The 21193-nt window shown below is 62.5% G+C and carries 15 protein-coding genes; 8 read left to right on the top strand and 7 right to left on the bottom strand.

What is annotated here, in order from left to right:
- Positions 1-4 precede the first annotated feature (4 nt).
- From PPA02S_RS06475 to ilvA, 3 genes are all read left to right on the top strand, one after another.
- Positions 5-1300, top strand: a complete 1296-nt coding sequence (locus PPA02S_RS06475; RefSeq protein ID WP_028633898.1) for an ATP-binding protein — start codon at positions 5-7, stop codon at positions 1298-1300.
- Positions 1301-1373: 73 nt separating this feature from the next.
- The gene (locus tag PPA02S_RS06470; RefSeq protein WP_028633899.1) at positions 1374-1805 is read left to right on the top strand and encodes a PACE efflux transporter; all 432 of its coding nucleotides are present in this window, start codon (positions 1374-1376) and stop codon (positions 1803-1805) included.
- 181 nt (positions 1806-1986) lie between these two features.
- A complete protein-coding gene (ilvA, locus tag PPA02S_RS06465) occupies positions 1987-3549 on the top strand; it encodes a threonine ammonia-lyase, biosynthetic (RefSeq protein WP_028633900.1) in 1563 nt (520 codons plus the stop codon).
- A 33-nt stretch (positions 3550-3582) separates the two neighbouring features.
- Here the strand turns inward: ilvA and PPA02S_RS06460 are convergent, their stop codons facing one another.
- From PPA02S_RS06460 to PPA02S_RS06450, 3 genes are all read right to left on the bottom strand, one after another.
- Positions 3583-4764, bottom strand: coding sequence for a DUF8534 domain-containing protein (locus tag PPA02S_RS06460; protein WP_028633901.1), 1182 nt, complete (start codon positions 4762-4764; stop codon positions 3583-3585).
- A gap of 58 nt (positions 4765-4822) precedes the next feature.
- Positions 4823-6442 (bottom strand): NADP-dependent glyceraldehyde-3-phosphate dehydrogenase, encoded by a 1620-nt coding sequence (locus PPA02S_RS06455; RefSeq protein ID WP_028633902.1) that lies wholly within the window; start codon positions 6440-6442, stop codon positions 4823-4825.
- 147 nt (positions 6443-6589) lie between these two features.
- Positions 6590-10408 carry a dermonecrotic toxin domain-containing protein gene (locus PPA02S_RS06450; RefSeq protein WP_028633903.1) on the bottom strand — a complete coding sequence of 1273 codons (3819 nt, stop codon included), beginning with the start codon at positions 10406-10408 and terminating at the stop codon, positions 6590-6592.
- 312 nt (positions 10409-10720) lie between these two features.
- On the opposite strand from PPA02S_RS06450, the gene PPA02S_RS06445 reads away from it, so the two are divergent.
- The 3 genes from PPA02S_RS06445 to PPA02S_RS06435 all read left to right on the top strand — a co-directional run bounded on the left by PPA02S_RS06445 (position 10721) and on the right by PPA02S_RS06435 (position 13896).
- Positions 10721-11869, top strand: a complete 1149-nt coding sequence (locus tag PPA02S_RS06445; RefSeq protein ID WP_028633904.1) for a GNAT family N-acetyltransferase — start codon at positions 10721-10723, stop codon at positions 11867-11869.
- 75 nt (positions 11870-11944) lie between these two features.
- On the top strand, positions 11945-13072 hold the full coding sequence (locus PPA02S_RS06440) for a glycosyltransferase 61 family protein (protein WP_028633905.1): 1128 nt from the start codon (positions 11945-11947) through the stop codon (positions 13070-13072).
- A 35-nt stretch (positions 13073-13107) separates the two neighbouring features.
- Positions 13108-13896: an AraC family transcriptional regulator gene (locus tag PPA02S_RS06435; RefSeq protein ID WP_028633906.1), complete on the top strand. Its 789-nt coding sequence runs from the start codon at positions 13108-13110 to the stop codon at positions 13894-13896.
- Here the strand turns inward: PPA02S_RS06435 and PPA02S_RS06430 are convergent.
- The gene (locus tag PPA02S_RS06430) at positions 13889-14470 is read right to left on the bottom strand and encodes a LysE family translocator (protein ID WP_028633907.1); all 582 of its coding nucleotides are present in this window, start codon (positions 14468-14470) and stop codon (positions 13889-13891) included. The two genes, PPA02S_RS06435 and PPA02S_RS06430, sit on opposite strands and share 8 nt — an antisense overlap.
- Positions 14471-14761: 291 nt before the next feature.
- On the opposite strand from PPA02S_RS06430, the gene PPA02S_RS06425 reads away from it, so the two are divergent.
- A complete protein-coding gene (locus tag PPA02S_RS06425) occupies positions 14762-16333 on the top strand; it encodes a TerC family protein (RefSeq protein ID WP_028633908.1) in 1572 nt (523 codons plus the stop codon).
- Here PPA02S_RS06425 and rarD read toward each other — a convergent pair.
- Together rarD and PPA02S_RS06415 are read right to left on the bottom strand one after the other, a co-directional pair.
- Positions 16296-17183, bottom strand: a complete 888-nt coding sequence (gene rarD, locus PPA02S_RS06420) for an EamA family transporter RarD (RefSeq protein WP_028633909.1) — start codon at positions 17181-17183, stop codon at positions 16296-16298. The genes PPA02S_RS06425 and rarD overlap by 38 nt on opposite strands.
- 33 nt (positions 17184-17216) lie before the next feature.
- On the bottom strand, positions 17217-18803 hold the full coding sequence (locus tag PPA02S_RS06415; RefSeq protein WP_028633910.1) for an EAL domain-containing protein: 1587 nt from the start codon (positions 18801-18803) through the stop codon (positions 17217-17219).
- A 296-nt stretch (positions 18804-19099) separates the two neighbouring features.
- On the opposite strand from PPA02S_RS06415, the gene hppD reads away from it, so the two are divergent.
- A complete protein-coding gene (gene hppD / locus PPA02S_RS06410; RefSeq protein WP_028633911.1) occupies positions 19100-20176 on the top strand; it encodes a 4-hydroxyphenylpyruvate dioxygenase in 1077 nt (358 codons plus the stop codon).
- A 20-nt stretch (positions 20177-20196) separates the two neighbouring features.
- On the opposite strand, the gene PPA02S_RS06405 is transcribed toward hppD, so the two are convergent.
- Positions 20197-21003: a CSS-motif domain-containing protein gene (locus tag PPA02S_RS06405; protein WP_028633912.1), complete on the bottom strand. Its 807-nt coding sequence runs from the start codon at positions 21001-21003 to the stop codon at positions 20197-20199.
- Positions 21004-21193: the final 190 nt, after the last annotated feature.

Below are 21193 nucleotides of genomic sequence, written 5' to 3'. Positions count from 1 at the left end.
GCCCATGCTGAAAATTCTGGTGCGCCTGTACCTCGTCATCATCGTGGCGTATGCCGGCGCCTTGCTGTTCATACCCGACACCATCGTCGGGCTGTTCCAGGATCGCTTCATGGCCTACAACCTGGGGCAGACCAAAGGCGTGCAGTCGCTGATCGTGCGCCAGTTCCACCAGGTGCCCAAGGCGCAGTGGCCGGCGGTGGAGCAGGCACTGGCCGAGGATTTCGCGCCGTTGCAGGTGCAACTGCTGCGCATGAGCGATGCCGGGTTGCGGCCGGCAGAGCGTTCGCGCCTGGAGCAGGGGCTGTACGCCGTGCGGTTGGCAGACTGGGGTTATTACCAAACGGTACTGGCGCCTCTGGACAAGGACTGGCTGGTGCGTTTGCATTCGCCGCCAGACCCCCTGGACATCAACGTGCTGTCGTGGGGTGTCACGGTACTGATCGGCGCTGCCATGCTGGGTTGCCTCCTGCTGTGGGTGTGGCCGCACTGGCGCGACCTTGAACGCCTCAAGGAAACCGCCCGGCGCCTGGGGCAGGGCAAGATGTCGGAGCGCACGCATATTTCTGCACATTCCAACATCGGTGAGTTGGCCGGGGTGTTCGACACCATGGCCGGCGACCTGGAACGCCACGTGAATCAGCAACGTGAACTGCTCAACGCCGTTTCACACGAACTGCGAACGCCTTTGACGCGCCTGGACTTCGGCCTTGTGCTGTTGTTCGATGAAGTGCCGGCGGCCAGCCGCAAGCGCCTGCTCGAACTGGTGGGCCATGTGCGGGAACTGGACGAACTGGTGCTGGAGCTGCTGTCCTACAGCCGTTTGTACAATACCGACCAGGCGCGCGAGCGGGTGGAGGTGTCGCTGCTGGAACTGCTGGACAGCGTGCTTGGCAGTTTTGCCGAAGAGCTCGATGGCCGGGGCATCCAGTGGGAAGTACGCGCTGGCAATGACATGCCGCGTTTTGTGCTCGACCCGCGGCTTACTGCGCGTGCGGTGCAAAACCTGGTGCGCAATGCCATGCGCTACTGCGACAAGCGCCTGCTGCTGCGTTTGAGCCTGGAAGAGGGGGCGTGCCTGTTGACCGTGGAGGACGACGGCATCGGGATTCCGGTGGAGGAGCGCGAGCGGATCTTCCAGCCGTTCTACCGCCTGGACCGCAGCCGTGACCGCAGCACTGGCGGGTTTGGCCTGGGGTTGGCGATCAGCCGCCGGGCCATCGAGGGGCAGGGGGGAACGCTGACGGTTGCGCAATCTGCCCTGGGTGGGGCCCGGTTTACCATACGGCTGCCCGCCAGTTGAAAACCTTGCTCCGGCGCTTCTTATCACCGTGCACTTCTTGTAGCGTTACAGGCTGTCCATCCGGGAGCTGAACATGCAAGGCAAGGCACGCAAGATCGTCCAGGTCGTGCTCTACGAGGCCATCGCCGTGGTGTGTGTAGCGCCCGCGCTGGAACTGGCGTTCGGTGCAGGCATGGCACAATCGGCCGTGCTGTCGGTGTTGATGTCTGGCATCGCCATGAGCTGGAACATGGCCTACAACTGGGCATTCGAACGTTGGGAAGCGCGTCAGCCAGCGCGCGAGCGCACCTTGCTGCGTCGTCTGTTGCATGCATTAGGCTTCGAAGGTGGGCTGGTCGTCCTTCTGCTGCCGGTGGTGGCTTACTGGCTGCAGGTAAGCCTCTGGGCAGCGCTGCTGACCAACCTGGCCCTGTTCGTGTTCTTCTTTGTGTACGCGTTCGTCTTCCAGTGGGGGTTCGACAAGGTATTCGACGTGCCGCTGTCGGCCCAGCAGGTCAAGTGTTGACGTGCGACCGTGGCGCGGGATAACGTCCTGCCCATGCACACCCTCTCGCACGCCTTCGCCAGCATTATTACCGCCATTATCAGCTTGGCGGGCTAGCGCGAACGTGCACGAAACCCGCCCTGGAGGCGGGTTCTTTCCATCTGACTCCTGGGCACCCTGAACAACCGCCAAGGAGTTACCGATGACCAGCCTCTGCGTCAGCCCTCGTCTCACCCTCACACCCCAGCAATTGCTGTCGGAGCAGGTCAGGCGCATTCTCGCCGCGCCGGTGTATGACCTGGCCATCGAGACACCGTTGCAGGCTGCGCCGGCCTTGTCTGCCAGGCTTGGTAACCGGGTGCTGCTCAAGCGCGAGGACCTGCAACCGACCTTCTCATTCAAGATCCGCGGCGCCTACACGCGCCTGGCGCGGCTAAGTGCAGCCCAGCGAGCGCGCGGTGTGATCACGGCCTCGGCCGGCAACCACGCCCAAGGTGTGGCACTGGCCGCCTCACACCTTGGCATGACGGCGACCATCGTCATGCCGACCACCACGCCGTCGCTCAAGGTGGAGGGGGTACGCTCACGGGGTGGGCACGTGGTGTTGCACGGTGAGAGTTTTCCCCACGCATTGGCCCATGCATTGACCCTGGCGGACCGCGGAGGCGCCACCTTCGTGCCGCCGTTCGACGACCCCGATGTGATCGCAGGGCAGGGCACCGTGGGCATGGAGATACTGCGCCAGTGCCAAGGCCCGTTGCACGCCATCTTCGTGCCGGTGGGCGGCGGTGGCCTTATCGCTGGCATCGCAGCCTATGTGAAATACCTGCGGCCGGATGTGAAGGTGATTGGTGTAGAACCGCAGGACTCGAACTGCCTGCAGGCGGCGCTGCAGGCCGGGGAGCGGGTGGTGCTGCCACAGGTGGGGGCGTTTGCCGATGGCGTGGCCGTTGCCCAGGTCGGCGCCCACTGCTTCGAGCTGTGCCGGCATTTTGTCGATGAAGTACTGACGGTCGGCAACGATGCGCTGTGTGCTGCCATCAAGGATATCTACGACGATACCCGCTCCATCACAGAACCTTCCGGCGCACTGGCCGTGGCAGGTATCAAGCAGTATGTGGCCCGTGAAGGTACCCAGGGCCAGACGTTGGTGGCCATTGACTCCGGGGCCAACGTCAATTTCGACCGCTTGCGCCACGTGGCCGAGCGGGCCGAACTGGGCGAGCAGCGTGAAGCGATCATTGCCGTCACCATACCGGAGCAACCTGGCAGTTTCCGTAGCTTCTGCCAGGCACTGGCCAAGCGCCAGATCACCGAGTTCAACTACCGCTGCAACCCGGGCAAGCCGGCGCGGTTGTTCGTGGGGGTGCAGACCCACCCGCAGCACGACCCCCGGCAGCACCTGCTGGGCAGCCTGCGCGGGCAGGGTTATGACGTGCTGGACCTGACTGACAACGAACTGGCCAAGCTGCATGTTCGCCACACCGTGGGCGGCCATGCCGCGCCAGGCGCCCAGGAGTGTGTGCTGCGCTTCGAGTTCCCGGAGCGCCCCGGGGCGCTGCTGGCGTTTCTGGAGCGGTTGGGCAAGCGTTGGAACATTAGCCTGTTCCATTACCGTAACCACGGTGCCGCCCACGCTCGTGTGTTTGCGGCACTTGAAATCCCGGAAGAGGAGCGCGGTGACTGGCGTTCGGCGCTGGCGGAAATGGGCTACCAGTACTGGGACGAAACCGACAACCCGGCCTACAGGCTGTTTCTAGGCTGATGTAAGGGACAAGCCAGCGCCGGGGTAGCGGCCTCAGCGCTCGCGCATGAAAAAACCGGCGACAAACTTGCGGAAGGTTTCGGGGCTCTTGAAGTCGGCATAGCGCTTGAAGTTGTCGGCGTCCGGCTCGGGGCCCATGGGCTTTTCCAGCAATGAAACCGAGAGCACACGGTCCTGGTCCGAGGTCATCACCAGTTCATCCATGACCTGGCCGCCGATAACCGGCCGGCGCATCTGCACCTTCACGCCCTTGCCGGCCATCCAGTCCACCAATGCCACCAGGGCCTTGAGCGGTTCACGCTCCTCGTCGCGGTATATGGGGAACAGATGCCTGCGCGACAGCACAGGCACGCTTGCCACGTGGATCAGCTCGTAGAACTGGCTGCCGGGCGTGGCTGGCGAATACAGCACCAGGGCCAACAGTGGGCCACTGGCGCGTTGCCCGCCCCAGTACAGGTGATGACCTTGGAAATCGACGCCTTCGACGCTGCGGTTGCTGAACAGCTTGCGGCCCTTGATTTGATCGATGCAGTCGAGCAGCAGGCCGTGCCGCCGATGGTTGCCAAACACCGTGGCCTCTCGCAGCCGCGCCTTGAGCATCATCATGTGCTTCATGTCCAGGCGGGTTTCCAGGTAGTTGCTGGCCGGTACCCGCTCAAGCAAGGGATAGCGGCTTGCCACATTGCGCAACTGGGCGAATTGCCCTGTGAGGTCCTGCTTGAGGTGGGTGGCATACAGGTTCAGGCCGCTGGTTTCGATCCAGGTCAGCAGCAGGGACAGCAGCCGCTGTTGCTCGCGGCGGTCCGCGCTCTCGCTGCCGCTGCCTGCAGACGCTGGGCGAAAGTCGCCGATCAGGCGCAGTGGGGTATCCGGTGCCAGCCAGGCTGCCGGCTGCACAGGGGCGCTGTCGCGCTCGGCCGCCTCTTGTTCGTCCTTGGTGAACGGGCACCCCGGGGCGTGCTCGGCAGTGCCGGGGTTGTTCTTGAGAAACAGCGTGCCGGTGTGGCCATTGAGTGTGACGTTGAGCACCGGCAGCGCATCGCTGCGGCAGTCGCAGGCCAGCCAGTGGTTGGCGTTACGCACATGCATCAACAACTGGTTGGCTTGCAGCAGCCGAGGCCCGGTAAGGCTGCCGCTGGCAAACCCCTCCAGCAGCGCTTCTTCAGCAGGCGTCAGGCTACGCACCTGGGTGGCGGTCTTATCGATGATGCGCATGCAGCAGCTCCTTGCTCAGAACCTCAAGCTTCAAGCAAAGCGCTGCTGCTTTCAACCGTCAGAAGATGTAATCGGTGGTCAGGAAGCTGGACTGCCGGTTGCGGATGATTTCGCTGATCAGCGCCTTGTTCGCGTCCTGGAAACGGGTGGCGACCAGGGTTCGAATCGAGAACACACGCAGTGCGTCGTGTACCGAAAGCGTACCTTCGGCGCTGTTCTTGCGCCCGTTGAAAGGGTAGGTATCCGGGCCGCGCTGGCACTGTGCATTGATATTGATACGCCCCACCTGGTTGGCGAATGTATCGACCAGGCTGCCGATGGTGGCCGGGTCATTGCCAAACAGGCTCAGTTGCTGGCCGTAGTCGGAGTCCAGTACATAGTCGATGACGGTCTGCAGGTCCCGGTAGGGCACCACCGGCACCACAGGGCCGAACTGCTCCTCGTGGTACACCCGCATGCCCGCGCTCACCGGGTAGAGCAGCGCCGGGTAGAAGAACGACCCACGGCTGCGCCCGCCGTGCTCGTTCAGCACCTGGGCGCCGTGCGCGGTTGCATCGGCTACCAGTTCGTTGAGATACGCCACCTTGCCCGGCTCAGGCAACGGCGTCAGCGCCACGCCCGGTTCCCACGGCATGCCGGCCTTGAGGTCGGCCAGCTTGCGCTTGAATTTATCCAGAAACGCCTCGGCCACGTCCTCATGGACGAACAGGATTTTCAGCGCGGTGCAGCGCTGGCCATTGAATGACAGGGCACCGGTAACGGCTTCTTCCACCGCATTGTCGAGGTCGACCTGAGGCAGCACGATGCCGGGGTTCTTGGCGTCCAGCCCCAATGCCGCGCGCAGGCGATGGGGCCGTGGGTGCAGCTTCTTCAGGTCGCTGGCCGCCTTGTGGGTGCCGATGAACGCGAACACGTCGATCTTGCCGCTGGCCATCAGCGCACTCACCGTTTCCCGGCCACGGCCGTAGATCACGTTGATCACCCCTGGCGGGAAGCTGTCGCGGAACGCCTCCAGGAGCGGGCGGATCAGCAGCACACCAAACTTGGCTGGCTTGAACACTACCGTGTTGCCCATGATCAGCGCCGGGATGAGCGTGGTGAAAGTTTCGTTCAAGGGGTAGTTGTAAGGCCCCATGCACAACGCTACGCCCAGCGGTGCCCGGCGAATCTGGCCCAGCGTGCCCTGTTCCAGTTCGAAGCGGCTGGAGCGGCGGTCGAGGTCCTTCAGAGCATTTATGGTGTCGACGATGTAGTCGCAGGTGCGGTCGAACTCCTTCTCGGAGTCCTTGAGGTTCTTGCCGATTTCCCACATCAGCAACTTGACCACGGCCTGGCGCTGTTCGCGCATGCGCGCAAGGAACGCTTCGACATGCTGGATACGCTCGGCCACGCGCATGTTCGGCCATTTGCCGCGACCCTTGTCGTAGGCGTCAACGGCGGCGTCCAGGGCGGTAAGCGCGGTATCGGCATCCAGCAGCGGGGCGCTGCCCAGCACCACCTGGCGCTCTTGGCTGCCTTCCTTGAGCCACACCGGGCTGTAGACGGTGTTCAAGGGCCCGTCCCAGCGCCTCAGCTCACCGCCGACCAGGTAGTCCCGTTGTTCCAGTGGGGCATCCAGCCGCCAAGCGTCTGGTATGGCCTCCAGGCGGGGGAAGAGTGAATCGAGCAGACGTTCCATGGTTGCTGCACCTCATGTTCGTGACGGCGTTGCACACGCCAGGTGAAACGATTCAGTTCGAGCATGCGCTGGCTGGCGAAAAAAAACCAGTGTGGCCCAACTTGGAGCATTGTGCCTGCGGGGCGAGCGCCCCGCAGTGCCGGCGTGTTACAGCGGCAGGTTGAACAGATCGATTGCGGGGCGGCCCAGCCACTGCTCGCGCAGCGCAGGGTGGGTGTCGATCAGGGTAAGTCTGCGCCAGAATTCGGCGTGCGATTGCTGCGGGTGTGAAAGAAACGGCTCGGTGTCGAGCAATGCCCGCAGGTCGCGGCGGTATTGCAGCGGCAGACGTTGCCACACCGCCGACTCGGCGGGGCCGGTGCCGTCGAAGAAGTCCAGATAATCGCTTTCGCAGACCATCAGGTCGACATGGTGAGACGCATTGTAAGCCTCGATCTGCGCCACCACGGGGGCGCTCAACCACTCGCTTTCCAGGCGCAGGGTATCGGCAATATGAGTCGGCAGTTCGAAACCTTCAGGTAATTGCGCCAACTGGTTGTCCGACAGGTCCAGCACGAAGGGTTCGATCATCTGTTCCAGGCCGCGAGGCAGGTCAGTCAGCGCACACCCTGAAAGGAACAGTGTCTTGAGCTCCGGGTGCAGGCGCAGATCGGGTGCGCGCAGCAGTGGGTTGTCGGTGAGGTCGAGCACGGTCAAGCCGGTGTAGCGCTGGAAGGTCTGCTGGCATAAGTCGTCCCAGGTTACCCGATTGCTGTCCAGGTCCAGCCAGCGCAACGCTTCGGGGTGCGTTACCAGGGGGAGATGGTCGAACCGGCAGTCTGTGAGCAGCAGCCGCGTGAGGTTGGGGAAGTGCTGGCAGAACACAGTGGGCAGGTGCTTGAGGGAGCGGTTGCCGCTTAACGACAGGTGCTCGATATGCGCGAAGCCTTCGCCCAGCGGCATGCTTGCCAGGTCATCGTGCTGGAGGTCCAGCTTTGATAGGTCGAGGCTCAATAGCCGGCCCCCGCCCTCGAGCGGCAGGCGTGTCATGCGTCGCCAGGCGTTGATGAGCGGCTGGATCGCCAGGTGCCGTTGATGGGGGCGAAGGGGGTTGGGGCGTGCCCATTCGGCCAGCTCGGTACGCAGGGCCACCAGCTGCTCCTGCAGCGCACGCAAGCGCTCGCTGGTAGAGCGTATATCGTCGAGGTCGTCTTCTTCCTGGTCTTCGCTCAACCAATCGGCGATCTCGGCATCGGTGGCCTCGGGGTAGATTCGCCGGAAGGCCGCCGCCAGTGAGTGGGTTTGGCGGGGGGCCGGCGGCAGCGGGTCGAGGGGGCGCCCACCGCGCAACCACCCCTGAGGCACGGCGGGTTGCCGGGGCACCCCGCCCAGCCGTCGCAGCAGGTCTGCGCGGTGCTCGCGGGCCCAGGCCAGTACCGTCTGGCGCAATGCATGGGGGTTGCCTTGCTTGATGCCCAAGCGGGCGTGCAGCGAGCGCGGCAGGGCCTGTTCGATCGCCCGGCAGAGGTCAAGGCCCTGCGGCATGGGGGCCGGGCGCTCGCCCAGGTAGGCCTCATAGCCTTCGGTGGATTTGATTACCCGAGCCAGGGTGGTGGCGTGGCCGCTGCCGACGGCGTCCAGCACAGGGCCCTGCGGCCCCCCGGCGCGCAGCTCCAGGCGCAGGTCAGCCGGCCACGCGGGCAGGGCATCCAGTGCGCTGAACAACAGCCGTTCGCTGTCCGCGCTGGCACGCGCGGGCAGCAGCACGCCCTCCAGGCCACGCACCAGCGGTAGCTCACTGTGCACGTCTGCTACCTGCTGCCGGATCGCCGCCGGGAGCGTCTGAGCCTGCTCCCAGGCCGCCCACTCAGCCGGCTCCAAGGGTTTCAGCAGACGCCTGGCCAAGGCCGGAGAAAGCCTGGGGTAAGCTGCCAGCAACGCTTCGCAGGCTAGGTCATTTGCCGACAAGCTGTTGTAGCGTTGGTCAAACAGCCCAGGTTGGGCATCGGCGCCCAAGGCCTGTACGTCATCTTCGATCTGCATACGCTCCAGCACATCCATCAGCAGCGCGGGCGCCGGCTGGCCCAGAAGGTGTACCCGGCGCAGGTGCTCGGCATCGACACCGCACAAGTTGCAGGCTTGCTCAACCTGTTCGGCAGTCAACCCTGTGAGCGGCTCACCGAGCCTGTGCACCAGCGTGGTCAAGGACCAGTCGCCGGGTTGTTCGTGCTGACCCCGCCAGGCGCCTTGACGATTGTGTTCAAGCGGGGGCTGCCAGGCCTCAGGCGTTTCGGGGTGGATGATGCGCCATTGCTGGGTCTGCGGGTCCAGCTGATGTTCGTAGAGGTGCCCGTCCATACGGAAGAAGTAGCGCCCCTCATGCAGGTACTGGCCCTGAGGGTTGGCCTGCAAGCCAGCGGGCAGCTTGACGGGGCTGCGATAGGGTGCCAGGTCCTGGTTCCACAGTTTGTAAGTGCCGTCGGCAGTGCGTATTTCCTGGAGGTTAGCCATCAGTGGCCCGTTGAACAGCTTTGGCAAGGCGTGACCTGCCGCCCCCAACCCACCCAGCAATGCCAGGTTCACGCCGAGGTTTTCCAGGTGCTGGAGCGCCTGGTGACGGTCGCCAGCTTCCCAGGCTTCATATCCCTCGAACGCCTCGCCCAGCAGTTGGCAAGCCGTTACAGCCATCATGGCGGTGCCCACCACCGGTATGAAAAAGCCAGCAACGTTGAGCAGGTCCAGGCCAATGGCTTCCCACTCCTGAAAGCGCCGCGCCCGAGCGCTGGCATCGGCATCTGCAGTGGGCACGGCCAGCAGCCTGGCTTCATGCTTCATACGCGCCAGCTGTTGGTCATAGCCGAAGCCGAATGGCTCGGTTTGGATGCGCTGGCGAGTCGGCCGCAGGTCGGCATCGGCAGCACGCTGCCACGTCGCGTTCTGGGTGCTTACGCCAGTGGCGTCGAGGTTCTGTTGTAGCACATCAAGAAAATGCCCGCGGGCATCGCGCACCACATAGGCGGTGAAAGCGCTGCGCGCATCAGGCTCCAGCAGCAGCGCTGCCAGTGCTTCGTGCACGGCCTGCAGGTCATTGCACTGGCGTAGGGCAGGGGTGTGGTTGGGCAGGAACAGGCCCAACCCGTCGCGCCCCAAGTCGATCAACATCACCTCGTGCAGCGTGACCCCGAACAGCGCCAGCTGCCAGCATTGTACCGGCCCACCCGCCAGCAGCCGGGTCACGGTATCGACGCTGTCGCCGGTCAGCAGATGTCGCATATGGGCCACGCCGGCCGCCAGGCGCAGGCGTGCTCTGAACACCTCCGCCATCAATACCCTGATCTGGGGTTGGCCGAAGGAGTGCTGCAGGTGCGCCTGATAGGCACCGCCCAGGTCCTGTTCACGGCAATGGGCGGCGAAGGTTTCCGGGGCAAGGGGCAGGGGCTGTACCTGGTAGCGCTCGGAGTCCAGCATGAAGTGGGCGGCAGGCGTCTGCATGCCGATGATCGCCGACCCCCGCACGCGAATGGGTGTGACCTGGATGTCGGCGCTCAGGGCCAGGGCGCTTGGCGGTGTGAAGGTTTCGTCATCGGCAAAGTTCTGCAGTGCTGCCTGCAGCAGGCTGTCGCGCCGGTGGCTGAACAGGTAACGCAGGCCCACCCAGTGCCAGCGGCGTTCCACCCGTAGCAGCTCACAGTGCTCGAGCGGTGCTTGTAGCCCTTGGCGGGCAAGGTAGGTCTGCAGGGCAGGCTGTGCGAATTCCACCACCTGCTTGACGCCCCGAAGTGACCGGGCCAATGCTGCCTGGGCCATCAGCAACCGCCGATGGCTGGCGTTCACCACCTCCCGCAGGTCCGGGCTGGCATTGTTGAACCAATCGCTGTGTTGCCAGGGGGCCAGTTGGCTTTTTTGCAAGGCAGCCCACTGCTCGGGATTAGTGTGCTGGGCCCAGGCCGGTAACTGCCGTTCGCCTTGCATGTGAAATAAAGACATGGGTTAGCTCCTTCATGAGAAGGAGGCATCAAACGGTATTTATCGGCCACCAAGTGGTAATCGGGTATTGCCGGGCCTATAGCAAATAGCCAATACAACCCGGTCGTTGGGCAGGAAATTTGGCGCCATTAAACTTCTTGGGCTGCGGCAGCAACTTTGCTTGCCAAAGTGTTTATCCGCATCTTAAATTGTTTCTACAGGTGATGATAAATAGCCATTACCGCTTTATTAATCAATGGTTTAGATGCTTAAAGCGGATTGTTCTCTTTTTCCGATAGGCCGCAGGGCACCCCACAGGACCTCGAAGAAGAAATGAAAAAGACGTTGACGGCTGTAGCGCGTCGCCATTTATCACCCTCCCTGCGCTACGACTTGCGGCTGTGGGCCAGTAAAGCTGGCGAGCTAGTGGCGCGCGCCTGTTTCTGGCGCTGGGAGATGAGCCGGTTCCGCCTGCAGCCTGCCAGCCCGTACGAAATTCTCTACATTGGGCGCAAGCAGCAACGTGAGATGGCCAAACTGTTGATAGGCGGCAAAGGTCACGTGGCGCAAACCGTGGATGGCACCCCCCAGCGCGATGCCGGGCAGGTGGTGGTGGTTAGCGAAATGCCGACAGCGGGTGCCTTGTCAGTGCCGCATTACCTCAGCGCAGTGGTGCCACTCGGGCGGGCGTTGGAAGATATTACCGCGCGCTACGACAGTGAGTTGCGGCGCAGCATTCGCAAACATCGCCCGCTGTATGCAATGCGCCAGGCTACAACGGATGAGGAAATCGCCATGGCGGACCGCGAGCTGTTGCGGCCGTACGCCACGGCGCGGCAGGGTATTCATGCGGCGCAGTTTCCCACCGAAGAGGTGTTTCGGATCGCCAAGACGGTCGGCAGGCTCGACCTGATCACCTTGGGTGACGAGGTCATTGGCTGCCACCTGGGGTGCGAAGTGGTGCGCGACGGCAAACGGTACTGGAGTACGCTGCGGTTCGGCTATTGCGAAGCGGTTTTCTCCGACGCCAAGCGGTTGCGCGAAGTGAACTCGATCACCACCTTCATGGCCCTTGAATGGGCGTTGGCCCAGGGCTTCGATTATTACGACATCGGCCTTTGCCTGGCGCGACCAGACGATGGGTTGTTGAAGTGGAAGCGCCGTCGTGGCGGTGATATCGATTCGCTGGGCAACCACGCCTACCTGTTTGTACGCCTGCCCAAAAAGGGTACCGCAGACTTCCTGTGGGAAACGCCCCTGTTCGCGGTGGAGGGGAACAAGTTGACCCTGCACCTGGGCCTGCCCACGGGCGCCAGCGCCGAGCAGGTTGCCAGCCGCTACCACGAGATGGTGTTCGGCGGCCTGCACAAGATTTACCTGTATGGCCGCGAAGAAGCGGTACAGGGCCTGGAGCAGGCCCTGCAGAACCGTTATGCCAATCTGCAAAGCAGCCCTGTGATGCAAAGGGTGCTGTGTAATTGAACTCACGCCATTAGGCAGCCCAATGAATCTGGGTGCTGCGGCGGTTCCTGAACTGTTCCGCTTCGGAGATGCTTCATGGCAGGCGACCTCTCGCAGCACGATGCAGTGCCGGTAACCCGGCATGCCGGTTGGACTCTGGCTGCCTACCGGTACATGGCGCGCAAGCGGTTGAGCCAAGCGCAGCCCCTGGATATCAAGGCGGTTGCCGCGAAACGCTGGGACATCGCACCGGCTGAAACAACCGTGTCGCCACCGGCGCTGTTTTTGCCCGGCCAGCTTGAACGGGTGACCGGCTGGGAAGGCAAGCGTTTCTACCCCTATGTGCACCCGGCCAAGACCATGCAGGGCGGCATTGAAACAGAGCAGGGGCCAACCCGTGGCTATTTGTTGAAAGATGTCTGGCTGGTGGACGGGGCGTTATACAAGGGCCGGGCCAGCCACTGGCTGTCACTCAAGCCCTCGACGTTTCCCACTATCAGGGTAGAGCATGAACTGGACCGGGCAGCCATCTACTGCACGCAAAATGGCAACACCTGGTTCGGCACCTGGTTGATGGAGGATTGCCCCACCTATGCCCTGGCCTGCGATGAAGGCGTACCGGTGACCACCGCGCCGTCCACCCGCTACCCCCTGTTCACCCAGACGTTGGCGTACGAACACTGGCTGGGCATGCAGCCTGCCCGCTTGCGCAGCGCGTTTTTCCGCGAACTGGTGCTGTTCGACGACCAGAGCAACAACCGCAACCGCCACGCCCGTTACCGCGCCATGGGCGACAAATTGCTCGCCCACGTGCCGCACACGCCACACCCTGGGGTTTTTCTGCTCAGGGGTGGTGATGGCGAACGGCGGATGTTGCGCAACGAACTGGAAATCGCCGAGCACCTGCGCGCCACTCGCGGTTTCCGTATCGTCAACCCGCTGCAATGGGACGTGCCGAGTATCGTCGCCGCGTGCGCAGGTGCGCAAGTGGTCATCGGCGTGGAAGGCAGCCAGTTGGTTCACGGCGTGAATGTATTGCAGGCCGGCGGTTGCGTGCTGGCCTTGCAGCCGCCGAACCGTTTTGTCAGCTACTACAAGTACCTGACCGACCGTGATCATCAGTATTTCAGTTTTGTAGTGGGTACACCTGATGGAGACGGGTTCACCATTGACATCGATGAAGTCGAGCGCACGCTCGACCTGTATCAGGCGCGCAGGGTGTAGTATCGCGGCAGCGTTTGGCACTGGGCGGGGCAGAGATGATCGAGGTATCGAGGTTCTGGCGAGATTCACGATTGCCGTTCGTGGAAGCTCGTGTGGTCGGTGACGGGCGTCAGATCTGCCATGCAGCCCATTCCCACGAGAGTTTTTCGCTCGGCGTGATCACTGGAGGTCGCAGTACTTATGTGAGCGGTGATGATCGTTGGGATGTTCAGGCGGGCACTACCGTCTTGATAAACCCCGGCGTGGTGCATACCTGCAACCCTGTCGCCGGGCAGGGTTGGTCCTACCTGATGATGTACCTCGACATGTCCTGGCTTGAGCGCTGCGGGTTCCATTTGCCGGCCCAGGCTTTGAGCTATTCGCCTGCCCTGTACCAAAGGTTGATGGAAGTCTTTGCAGAGCTGTTCGACCCAATGATCACTGACCGTGAGCGTCGCCTCGCTATGTTCTTTGCAGCATTACCCGGCTTTCTCGGCGCAGCCGCTCCCCAAGCCAGCAAGGCGCACCCCCGTTTGGAACTGGCAGCGGCATTCATCCGGGCGCACCGTGGAGATCTTCTAAGCCTTGCCGACATTGGCGCAGCTTGCGGCTTGTCGCGGGCGCACCTGATCCGCGCGTTCCGCCAGCGCTTTGGTCTGACGCCGCATGGCTACCTGCTTGACCAGCGCGTGCAACTGGCGCGGTCGTACCTGCGCGAGGGTTGGGCAATCGCCGAGGCGGCCCACGCGGCTGGCTTTGCCGACCAGGCGCACCTGCAGCGGGCCTTCAAACAGCACTTGGCTGCCACACCGGGGCACTATCAAAAGGGCGCTGCCTCTACCTGAGCAGGTAGAGCGCACTGACCACCAGCAATGCCGCCAAGGTGCGGTTGAGCACGCGCAGATGGGCTGGCGTTTCAAGCCGCTTGCGAATCAGGCTGCCAGCCCAGGCCCACGCGGCCACTGAAACGAAACAGATAGGCCCGTAAATCCAGGTGAAGAGCCACAGCAGTTGTTGTTCGCCGCCAGTGTAGGCGCCTACGCCAGCGACCGCCGCCAGCCAGGCCTTGGGGTTGAGCCACTGCATCGCCGCCCCGTGCCAAGCTGAAGGTGGCCGGCCGATGTGGGCATCCCCCAGTTTTCCATCGTCCATGGCCAGTTTCCACGCCAGGTACAGCAGAAACACCACACCGCCTGCATGGAGCAAACCGGCTACCGCCGGCAAACGGGTCAGTAGCTGGTGGACCCCGCAGCCTACCAATACCAGCAATAGGCAAAACCCAAGGGTGGCGCCGGCGACATGCCCGAGGCTGGCTCGGAGCCCATGGCGGGCGCCGCTGCCCAGGGCCACGACATTGACGGGGCCGGGTGAAATAGAAGCGGCCAGCGCAAAGGCGGCCATCGAAACTGCAACGCTCATGAATGCTATCCCTGTGGTTGAATGCTGGGTGAATGTTCAGGGATAGGGCGTTGCCAGTATTGAATGGAAGTGCTCTTCGCTCGTAGAGCGGGATGGAGCCTGCCTTGGCATCAGTTGCTAAAGGTTTGTAATAGTTTTGCGCTAACTGAAAAACCTGCTGTGCTTGTAGGATTATTTTCCCTAATTGTTATCCAGGTCATCAATGAGCACCTTCGTGGCGCCCCACCGTCTCCGGCCTTCCTGGCCCTGCTTTACCTCTCCTGTTGCCCTTTCCCACGTGAGTATCCGCTAATGGAATGGCTTGCCGATCCCACGGCCTGGCTAGGCCTGCTGACGCTTATCGTGCTTGAACTGGTACTGGGTATCGATAACCTGGTGTTCATTGCCATCCTGGCAGACAAGCTGCCCCCTCATCAGCGCGATCGCGCGCGGGTCATTGGCCTGAGCCTGGCCCTGATCATGCGCCTGGGCCTGCTGGCCAGTATTTCCTGGATGGTCACCCTGACGGCGCCGCTGTTCGAAGTGTTCGACAAGAGCTTCTCGGGCCGTGACCTGATCATGCTGTTCGGTGGTGTGTTCCTGTTGTTCAAGGCCACCATGGAACTGCACGAGCGGCTGGAGGGCCATGTGACCCAGGCCAGCGGCGCAGCCCGGCATGCGGCTTTCTGGCCGATCGTCGCGCAGATCGTGGTGCTCGATGCGGTGTTCTCGCTCGATGCTGTGATCACGGCGGTGGGCATGGTGGAACACCTGTCGGTGATGATGATCGCGGTGATCTTCTCGATCGGCATCATGATCGTCGCCAGCAAGCCGCTGACACGCTTCGTCAACGCGCACCCCACAGTGATCATGCTGTGCCTGGGCTTCCTGATGATGATCGGTTTCAGCCTGACCGCCGAGGGCCTGGGGTTCCACATTCCCAAAGGCTACCTGTACGCGGCCATTGGCTTCTCGATCCTGATCGAACTGTTCAACCAGTTGGCCCGGGCCCGCCGCAAACGCAGCCTGCAACAGCACCGGCCGCTGCGTGAGCGTACCGCGCACGCCGTGCTGCGCCTGTTGGGCGGGCGCCGCGTGGAAGCGGACGAAGTGGGTGAGGAAATCGCCGACCTGGTCGAGGGCGGCGAGGAGCAGGTGCTGTTCGACCGCCGCGAGCGGGTGATGATCAGCGGGGTACTGAACCTGGCCGAACGCCCTATTCGCACGGTGATGACGGCACGTGCCGAAGTCGACCTGCTCGACCTTGCCCAGCCGGCTGACGCCATTGCCCGCGCGTTGGTCCATTCGCCTTACTCGCGCTTGCCGTTGATCCGCGATGGCCGCGTGGACGAACCGCTGGGCTTTGTGCACAAGAAGGAGCTGCTCAAAGAGTTGCTGTCTGGTAGCCAGCCGGACCTGGAAGGGCTGGTGCGGGCGCCGTTGAACCTGCTGGAGAGCTTCAGCATCCTCAACGCGCTGGAGCAGATGCGTGGCAAGTCCACTCACATCGCGTTCGTGGTCAACGAGTTCGGTGACTTCACCGGCCTGCTGACCATGACCGATATCCTCGAATCCATCGCCGGCGAGTTGCCGGACGCCAGCGAGGTCGAAGGCCCGAGCTTTGTCCAGGACGGGCAGGGGTTTGTGATCAGCGGGGCAATGAACCTCAGCCAGGTCCACGCCCGCACCGGCTTCAGCGCCCGGGCCACCGAGGACTACCAGACCTTGGCGGGGCTGGTCATGAGCTTGCTGGACCGCCTGCCCATGGTCGGCGACCGCCTGGCATGGAACGGCTGGACGCTGGTGGTCGAAGCCGTGGAAGAACGGCGGGTACGTCAGGTACGGCTCATACCGAGCGACGACGCTGACGCATCAGGTGCTTGAAGCCTTCAAGCACCAGCACCAGCACCGCCGCCCAGATGGGCAGGTAGGTGAGCCACTGGTCCGGGCCGATGGTTTCACCCAGCAGCAAGGCTACGCCCACCAGCAACACGGGCTCGACGTAGCTGAGCAGGCCGAACAGGCTGAAGGGCAGTAGCCGGCTGGCCAGTACGTAGGCGATCAGGGCCGAGGCGCTGATCGCCCCAAGTACCGGAATGAGCAGGTACAGGCCGGGGTGAGCCTGCATGTCGGCACTGGACAGCGGCCCCTGGGCAACGAAGTACAGCGCCCAGGGCAGCAGCAGGCACATGTCGCACCACAGCCCACCCAGGTGGTCTGTACGGCAGCGGCGGCGCAGCACGAAGTAGATGGGGTAGCCGATGACTACAACCAGGGTTTCCCAGGCAAAACTGCCGTGCTGGTAGAACTCGTGTACCACGCCGAGCGCGGCGCAGCCCACCGCTATTTTTTGCAGCCGCGACAGTTGTTCGCCGTACACCATGCGCCCCGTCAGCACCATGGCCAGCGGCAGCATGAAGTAACCCATCGACACCTCCAGGCTGCGCCCGTGCAGCGGCGCCCAGAGAAACAACCATAGCTGCACGCCCATCAGCCAGGACGTGCCCAACATGCCCAGCAACAACACAGGTGTGCGCCGCACGCGGCCGAGCAACTCGCCCACCCTGGCCCAGTCGCGGGAAATCAGCATGAACAGGGTAAGGCATGGCAGCGTCAACAGGGTGCGCCAGCCGAAGATCTCTTCGCCATCCAACGGCTTGAGCAGGGACGTATAGAAGTACATCACGGCAAACAAGCAGGAGGCCATGACCGATGAAACAATTCCTTTTGACACGAGTGCCTCGAATACAGGATAGGAGCGGTGGAATCAGCCGCGCATGATCTCAGGGGCCGCGCCTTGCGGCAACTGGGAGGGGCCAGGTTGTGCGGCCAGGGCTTCCAGAAACTGGTCGGCGGGCATGGGCCTGGCGAACAGGTAGCCTTGCTGAAAATGCGCGCCATGGCGCGCCAGATAGTCCCGCTGCGCGGGGGTTTCCACCCCTTCGGCCACGATACCCAGCCCCAGCTTGGCCGAGAGCTCGATGATGCTGTCAAGAATGTGAACCGACAGTGCGTCAGCGCCGATCAACGCCACGAAGCTGCGGTCGATCTTCAGGTAGTCGACCTTGAATTGGCGCAGGTAGTTGAGGCTGGACTGGCCGGTGCCGAAGTCATCCAGGGCAATCATCACGCCCATGTCGTGCAGCTTCACGAACAGCTCCAGGGTGGCGGGGGTAGGCTCGATCAGCTTGCGCTCGGTCAGCTCCAGGGTCAGGGTCACTCGACCAGGCGGAAAATGTTGCAGGAATGCGCGGCAGTCCTCCACCAGGCCTAGGTCGCGGCAGTGATCGGCGGTGATGTTCACACCGATATGGAAGCCGTCTTCCATGAGCCCGGCATAAGGTGCCAGGCCTTGCGCCGTGTGCATCATCAGCGCCCGGGTCATGGCCACGATCTGGCCACTGTGTTCGGCATAGGGAATGAACAGGTCAGGGCTTACCAGCCCCTCCTGCGGGTGGTTCCAGCGCATGAGCACTTCAACACCGGCCCATCGGTAGTCCCCTTGGCGTACCACTGGCTGGAAGTAGGGCACGAACTCATCGGCCTGCAGCGCCCTGCGCAGTTCGGCCCGTGGTGAGTTGGCCCTGCGGATCTGCCAGTGGCAGGCAAGGCCGGCGCCTACTCCAAACACCAACAGCAGCCCGAGCAAGGCCAGGTAGTGGCTGCGCAACAGCCGGCCCTGTTGATCGGCGGGGTAACCCCCTGCCACGCTGAACGGGTAGCGAGCCGAGTCCTGCACCACGTAGGCCTTGGCCGCAGGTGCAGGGGCGCCCCGGTGGACTGCGCCGTCCTGGCCCATCCACGCATCGCCCACGCGCAGGATCAGGGCCTGGTCCGGGCCAATCAGGCGCAATACCGTCAGCAGGTGCTCACCATCGACGGTGCTGATGACGCCTCGGTCACCCTCGCTTGCGCGGTATAGCAGCAACGGATGGTCGGGCGTTACCGAATTGCCGGTCATCAGCCACAATTGGCCGTCGGCGTAATCGTCAGGGTTGACGCGTTCGTCGTAGTCCCCGAGCAATGACGTGCAATACAGCCGGTTGTAGTGGAACAGGTTGGTGGAGCGCACGTAAGCGTTGCGGGTCACTTCGGCGCGCAAGCGCAACTGCGCTTTGGAACACGGGGTGCTGGCCAGGGGGAGAAGGGTATGGGCAGCGCTCGACAGGCTGTCGAGGATACGCTCGATGTGCACCATGGCCTCGCGAGTGGTGGCTTGGCTGCTGGCCTGCATCTCGCGCTCGACCTGCCAGCTCATCACCGCGAACCCGCACAAGGCCGGCAACGCACCTACGAACCAAGGTAACAATGAACGCCAGCCGAAGCCTGGCCGGGTTTTTCGGGTGAGGGGCATGCTCTGGCCTATCCGCGCGGCAGTCTCAGGAGCATAGCCTTGGTATGCCAGGCTGAGGAACCAGATGGCGACAAAAGATTTTACGCTGTGTAGAATCGATTTACGAAAAGAACAATAAGTCCTTCCATTCGGGAAGGATCAAGCCCCCCGGAATGCGTCGCTATGTCAGACCATGGGTTCAGATTGATCATCGGTGATTTCCTCGCCCGCAGCGTACGGGGCATCCCGTGCTCGCCGCCGTTTTCCCTCCAAATCACTGGAAATTCATAATTTTCGCTGCAGATGAGGACACGAACATGGCTGATATTTTCGACAACCCGATGGGCCTGATGGGCTTTGAGTTCATCGAACTGGCATCCCCGACCCCCGGCCTGCTAGAGCCGGTTTTCCAGATGCTGGGCTTTACCAAGGTCGCGACCCACCGCTCCAAGGATGTGCACCTGTACCGCCAGGGCGACATCAATCTCATTTTGAATAATGAGCCCAAGAGTGTTGCATCGTATTTTGCCGCTGAGCATGGCCCTTCGGTGTGTGGCATGGCGTTTCGAGTTCGCAATGCTCACCAGGCCTATGCCCGCGCGCTGGAACTGGGTGCGCAACCGGTCGAAATCGAAACCGGCCCCATGGAGCTGCGCCTGCCTGCCATCAAAGGCATTGGCGGGGCGCCGTTGTACCTGATCGACCGTTTCGAAGAGGGCAGCTCGATCTATGACATCGATTTCAACTTCATCGAAGGTGTAGACCGCCACCCTGCGGGGGCGGGCCTGAAGATCATCGACCACCTGACCCACAACGTTTACCGTGGTCGCATGGCCTATTGGGCAGGCTTCTACGAGAAGCTGTTCAACTTCCGCGAAATTCGCTACTTCGACATCAAGGGCGAATACACCGGCCTGACATCCCGCGCGATGACAGCGCCGGATGGCATGATCCGCATTCCGCTCAACGAGGAATCATCCAAGGGCGCCGGGCAGATTGAAGAGTTCCTGATGCAATTCAACGGTGAAGGCATCCAGCATGTCGCGTTCCTCACCGACGACCTGCTCAAGACATGGGATGCCTTGAAAGGCTTCGGCATGCGCTTCATGACAGCCCCTCCGCAGACTTACTACGAAATGCTGCAAGAGCGCCTGCCTGGGCATGGTGAACCGGTGGATCAGTTGCAGGCGCGCGGTATTCTGCTCGATGGGGCCGCACAGTCCGGCGACAAGCGCCTGCTGCTGCAGATTTTCTCCGAAACGCTGCTGGGCCCGGTGTTTTTCGAGTTTATCCAGCGCAAGGGTGACGACGGCTTCGGTGAGGGCAATTTCAAGGCACTGTTCGAGTCCATCGAGCGTGATCAAGTGCGCCGGGGTGTATTGAGCACTGATTGACCAGGGCCGGGTCTGGGCGCTCAGTGGTGGCCCTCCGGGGCTTCCAGCGTTCTGTTCCGAACCCGGCCAAGCGCGAAGTAAATCACGGCGCCGGTCATGAGCCCAACCAGCATCAGCGAGGGCAGAATGTTGAGCATCGATTCGCGGATCTCGCGCGCGGTGTAGCCCGCTGCGTAGCCCCCGACAACCCGATACTCGTATTGGGCTGAATCAGCCTGACGGTTGAACTCGCTCAGCGATGGGCGCATGCCGCTCAGGCTGTCGCCATTGCTCCACAGGTAATGCTCATTGAAATCCAGCATCAGCGTCAGGCCGTCCTGAAACGCGCTCAATTCAGTTCGCAGTTGTGTGGTATAGACAGTGGCGACCACGCCATGGCGACCCTGCGGCAGGTACAGGTTCACCAAAAGGTGATCGTTGCGATCCTGCAACGTGCTGGAAAGCGTCACCAGCCGCCCAGGTGAGGCGAGGGTAGACAGCACACTGAGTGGATCGGACGTGGTACTGCAGTAGGCCTGACCATCACTGACCAGTGTCAGTGACCTCAGCATGGACCGGCTAGCGACTTGGTCCAGCAACGCCTCTTTGGCCTGCTCGCAGGTTTGCCCAGCCAGTGGCAGGGCCCTTGCCGCGACCTCATGCACGCGGTCCAGTGCCTGGTCAACGCTGAAAACCGCCTCTTGCACGGAGATGGCGGCATTCTCCGCGAGTTTTACCTCTACTTGGTAGATCATTACCAACAGGCCCGAAAAGACAGGCACCAGGCCTACGGCCATCAACAGCACGAGTTCCAGCATGCTGCGCCCGGCGTTCATGATTCTGTGCATGGTGAGGTGGGCCCCTGGCTTGTTGCTGATCGACATGAGCAGCCAAACGTCGAGCCTAAGTGTTCATGGGCGTACAGGCTGTAGGGCAGCCGCCTACAGCTCAGGGGAAAGTGGTGAGTGTTCGGTTGTGATCTATCCCCGGTACGTGCGTCAATTCTCGCTGGCGATGTGCGCTGGCCGGTGGCCGGGG

It is taken from the genome of Pseudomonas parafulva NBRC 16636 = DSM 17004 (genome assembly GCF_000730645.1).
Lineage (GTDB): Bacteria > Pseudomonadota > Gammaproteobacteria > Pseudomonadales > Pseudomonadaceae > Aquipseudomonas > Aquipseudomonas parafulva.
The sequence above is the reverse complement of the archived record's forward strand: the minus strand, read 5'-3'. Positions and strand labels throughout refer to the sequence as shown.

Coding starts and splice junctions, on each gene's coding strand:
- PPA02S_RS06475 (WP_028633898.1), top strand. CDS start 5: ATGCTGAAAATTCTGGTGCGCCTGTACCTCGTCATCATCGTGGCGTAT.
- PPA02S_RS06470 (WP_028633899.1), top strand. CDS start 1,374: ATGCAAGGCAAGGCACGCAAGATCGTCCAGGTCGTGCTCTACGAGGCC.
- ilvA (WP_028633900.1), top strand. CDS start 1,987: ATGACCAGCCTCTGCGTCAGCCCTCGTCTCACCCTCACACCCCAGCAA.
- PPA02S_RS06460 (WP_028633901.1), bottom strand. CDS start 4,764: ATGCGCATCATCGATAAGACCGCCACCCAGGTGCGTAGCCTGACGCCT.
- PPA02S_RS06455 (WP_028633902.1), bottom strand. CDS start 6,442: ATGGAACGTCTGCTCGATTCACTCTTCCCCCGCCTGGAGGCCATACCA.
- PPA02S_RS06450 (WP_028633903.1), bottom strand. CDS start 10,408: ATGTCTTTATTTCACATGCAAGGCGAACGGCAGTTACCGGCCTGGGCC.
- PPA02S_RS06445 (WP_028633904.1), top strand. CDS start 10,721: ATGAAAAAGACGTTGACGGCTGTAGCGCGTCGCCATTTATCACCCTCC.
- PPA02S_RS06440 (WP_028633905.1), top strand. CDS start 11,945: ATGGCAGGCGACCTCTCGCAGCACGATGCAGTGCCGGTAACCCGGCAT.
- PPA02S_RS06435 (WP_028633906.1), top strand. CDS start 13,108: ATGATCGAGGTATCGAGGTTCTGGCGAGATTCACGATTGCCGTTCGTG.
- PPA02S_RS06430 (WP_028633907.1), bottom strand. CDS start 14,470: ATGAGCGTTGCAGTTTCGATGGCCGCCTTTGCGCTGGCCGCTTCTATT.
- PPA02S_RS06425 (WP_028633908.1), top strand. CDS start 14,762: ATGGAATGGCTTGCCGATCCCACGGCCTGGCTAGGCCTGCTGACGCTT.
- PPA02S_RS06415 (WP_028633910.1), bottom strand. CDS start 18,803: ATGCCCCTCACCCGAAAAACCCGGCCAGGCTTCGGCTGGCGTTCATTG.
- hppD (WP_028633911.1), top strand. CDS start 19,100: ATGGCTGATATTTTCGACAACCCGATGGGCCTGATGGGCTTTGAGTTC.
- PPA02S_RS06405 (WP_028633912.1), bottom strand. CDS start 21,003: ATGCACAGAATCATGAACGCCGGGCGCAGCATGCTGGAACTCGTGCTG.